At 28.5% G+C, this 3,676-nt stretch carries 4 protein-coding genes; 3 read left to right on the top strand and 1 reads right to left on the bottom strand.

What is annotated here, in order from left to right:
• Positions 1 to 1,502 (bottom strand): penicillin acylase family protein (locus AB1Z17_RS01565; protein WP_368050034.1); only part of this gene is annotated, 1,502 nt, incomplete at its 3' end.
• A 206-nt stretch (positions 1,503 to 1,708) separates the two neighbouring features.
• Between AB1Z17_RS01565 and AB1Z17_RS01560 the strand changes: the two genes are divergently transcribed.
• The 3 genes from AB1Z17_RS01560 to AB1Z17_RS01550 all read left to right on the top strand — a co-directional run.
• On the top strand, positions 1,709 to 2,185 hold the full coding sequence (locus AB1Z17_RS01560; RefSeq protein ID WP_368050033.1) for a hypothetical protein: 477 nt from the start codon (positions 1,709 to 1,711) through the stop codon (positions 2,183 to 2,185).
• Positions 2,175 to 2,375 carry a helix-turn-helix transcriptional regulator gene (locus AB1Z17_RS01555; protein ID WP_368050032.1) on the top strand — a complete coding sequence of 67 codons (201 nt, stop codon included), beginning with the start codon at positions 2,175 to 2,177 and terminating at the stop codon, positions 2,373 to 2,375. The genes AB1Z17_RS01560 and AB1Z17_RS01555 overlap by 11 nt, the downstream gene beginning before the upstream one ends.
• A 101-nt stretch (positions 2,376 to 2,476) precedes the next feature.
• A partial coding sequence (locus AB1Z17_RS01550; RefSeq protein WP_368050031.1) for a tetratricopeptide repeat protein occupies positions 2,477 to 3,676 on the top strand: 1,200 nt, incomplete at its 3' end.

Raw genomic sequence — 3,676 nt, 5'->3', positions numbered from 1 at the left:
CCTGAAATAGTATCAGGTTGATTATTAGCAGAATACACATAATTCCATTTTGGATTTTCCGCCATTGGATTTTCTTCGAAATCCAAATATTCAACAATATCATCTTCACCAGAAGCTCCGTTTAAAACAAACTTTCTATTAACATGTGGTTCGTGTTTGTACAACTTTCCTGCTGCCCACCAAGCTACGTTTCCACTAGCATCTCCGTACATAATATTTAAACCCGGAGCGTGAATCATTGAAGCACCTTTTTTGACATCTTGCATACTGGTTGCTCTGGAAATTCTGTGTAAAGCATCCAAAACCACACCATCTTGTTGTGTATAAATCCAAGACATTGCAATAGGTTCAGTTTGAGAAATTTCATCTAAAACATCGTTTAAAATTGGACCATGATGTGAATTTCTAACTGAAATTGTAACAGCTTCTGCGTCTTTAACTTTTATAGTTTTAGCGGTGCTTGTGTATTCTAAAAAACCATCCTTAAACTTGTATTTATTTTTTTCTGAAGGATGATTTTCTTCTTTGTAAAAATCAATATCATCATTTTCGAACATTGTTAAACCATAAGCATAGCTGCGGTTATGACCCAAAAGTGGAAACGGAACACCCGCAATATGATACCCGTACATTTCGTAATTTGGGGTAACAATATGCGCCTCATACCAAGTTCCTGGTTGCGAATATACAATATGCGGATCGTTGGCAAATAGCACATTTCCAGTACTTGTTTTGTTAGCTGAAACCACCCAACTATTACTTCCAATAAATGGCGGAATAGGAGAATTTTTCATAATTTCAGATACATTTTCTACAAGAGCAGTATAATTTTCAATAACATTTTTTGAGTTTTTTATCAACGTAGTTTTTGGGTCAATATCTATATTTAAGTCTTTTAAATAATTTGTCCCTAACTTTTCTTTTATTGCAGAAAGTAACGGATCAGTTTTGTGCGCCATTGCAAAACTAAAAGACATATAACCTAAAATATTGTAAATATCTTTTAGTTGATAATGTTCCTTTTCAATACCAATTAAAGTGAATTCGATTGGAGTTGCACCAGTATCTATAAATTGGTTTACACCATTTAAATAAGCTGTTGCTAATTGATAAACTTCACTATTTATATCTAATTTTTCAATCGATTTTTGAGACGCTTCTTCTATACCTAAACTCGCAAAAAACTTGTCGTTTTTGAGCATATCTTCACCGAAAATTTCTGACAACCTACCTGGAGCAATTCTCCGCATTAATTCCATCTGCCACAACCTGTCTTGTGCGTGCACATAACCCAAAGTTACCATGGCGTCTAGCTGGTTTTCAGCATAAATATGTGGAATTCCAAAATCATCAAAATATACTTCAGTTGAATTTTCTATTGAATTTAATTTCAAATCACCCGAATAATCAGGTTTTAAACTATTGGAATACACCCAACTGCCAATTATAATAAGTACCACTAATGCAGCAATTAGCAATAATATCTTTTTAAAAATTTTCATGAAGTGTACCAATTTTAATAAAATCAAAGGTACGCAATTTTACGAAACCGCAATAGTAAAATTAACTTGTCTATATGTAAAATATACTTTACATTTGAAAATAATTTAAAATTTACATTATAAAACGAGCATGCTAAAAGTTTATCACTCAATAAAATTACTGATGGCGAATAGCATGTGACCGTTTTAAAAAAAACTATATACACATGAAATCACAATTATTATTTTCGAATAAATACAAACCAATGGGTTGGGTATTATTTTTAATTGGAGTAGTTCTAGGAACTATTTTAATGATAAATGAATTTGACATTCCAAATTGGGAAACAAAAGTATTTCCTTTAATTAGTGAAAATGATATTTTTTCGAGTCCAGCTTTAAAATGGAGTTCGAACAATATTGCAGATGAATTAGCTTCATTATTATTAATTTTTGGAGGAATTTTAGTTTCGTTTTCTAAAACGAAAGATGAAGATGAATACATTTCAAAAATTAGAATGGAAAGTTTAATTTGGGCAACATATGTAAATTACGCAATATTAATTATTGCGATACTTTTTGTGTTTGATTTTAGCTTTTTTAATGTTTTAATTTACAATATGTTTACTTTATTGTTATTTTTTATGTTGCGTTTTCATTATGTTTTATATAAAACTAAAAAGGCTGTTGGTAATGAAGAATAATATAAAAGTAGAGCGAGCCATTCATAATATTACACAAGCAAAATTGGCCGAAATGATTGAAGTTAGCAGGCAAACCATAAATGCTATGGAGTTAAATAAATATGTACCATCTACAGTTTTAGCATTAAAAATATCTAAAATATTTGAAAAACCGGTGAATGAAATTTTCTTTTTAGATGGTCAAGATTAGTGAATGGATACAGCATTTTAAAATTATATTTATAGAGGTTTTATATAAAAAACTGTTTTTTAATTAATTAAAAAATATATTTGTGATAATTAAAAACCCTTATGAAATATTTATTTCTAACTTTTTCCTTTTTTTTTAGTTCAATTCTTATTGCTCCAAGGGCGCAAGTTTTAAATAAAATAGACCAATTGAATTCTAAAATTGAATTGTCTGAAAAAGGAAAAAAATTACAACTAATGGATAGTTTAGGTAATGCACTTAACTACAATCCAAATTTAAATTACGATTCAATTGTAAAAAAAACAATACAATTTGCTTTACAGATAGATTCTATAAGTATTGCAGCAAATAATACTGCTAATTTAATTTATTTTAACAATAGTATTGTTGATAATCCTGAGGAAGGGTTAAAGATTTTTAAGCAATTTTTAGCTAAAAATTTAATTATAAAAAATGATTACACGTCAGCAAGATTCTATTTGAATGGTGCGGATAGTTATTTTTTTATAAATGACCATAATAAAGCTTTAGAAAATTATAAAATAGCTGAAACGTATGCTTTAAAAGCTAAAGATGAACGACTTCTCGGTTTTGTTAATTTATATTCAGGTCAAACAAACGAATCTTTGGGCGATTTTTCAAAAGCATCTCGAAATTACGATAAAGCTTATAATTACTTTTTAAAAGTTAAGGATACATTTAATGTGTTGAATTCTAAAAACTCACTCTCCATATTATATAGTAAAAATGGATTATTTGAAGAAGCACAAACAGAACGTAACGAATCTATTTCACTTTTAAAAATAACTAAAAATTATGGGCAATTAACATCTGTTTATTATAATTCGGCATTAGATTATGATAAATTAGGCTTTCAAGATAAAAGGATTTCTAACCTACTCAATGCTTTTGAAGTTAATGAAGTATCTGAAAACAGCAAATTTGCACGCCCTACTATTTTAAATAGTTTAGCTATTGCCTACGCACAAAATAACAATATTTTATTAGCCGAAAAATATTTAAAGGAAATTGAAAGTAATAGCAAAGTATTTTCAAAAGAAAAGAATAGTGATCACTACCAAGAAGCAATTATGAATATTGAATTTGCCAAAGGTAATTTTAAAAAAGCATTGACTATTTGTAAAAACTTATTGAGCTCTAAAATAAATAAAGGAAACCCATTAGAAATTGAACGTTTCGAAAAGTTTTTATCTTTAATTTACGAAAAAACAGGAGATTCTGAGAATGCATTAATTCATTTAAAAAACTATTTATCACTTAATGATTCAATTAAAAGTGTT

The sequence above is a fragment of the Lutibacter sp. genome (genome assembly GCF_040883305.1).
Taxonomy (GTDB): Bacteria; Bacteroidota; Bacteroidia; order Flavobacteriales; family Flavobacteriaceae; genus Lutibacter.
This window is presented reverse-complemented; position numbering and strand designations above follow the sequence as displayed.

What these genes read in the sequence shown, in the direction of transcription:
- AB1Z17_RS01560 (WP_368050033.1), top strand. Translation starts at nt 1,709, where the DNA reads ATGAAATCACAATTATTATTTTCGAATAAATACAAACCAATGGGTTGG.
- AB1Z17_RS01555 (WP_368050032.1), top strand. Translation starts at nt 2,175, where the DNA reads ATGAAGAATAATATAAAAGTAGAGCGAGCCATTCATAATATTACACAA.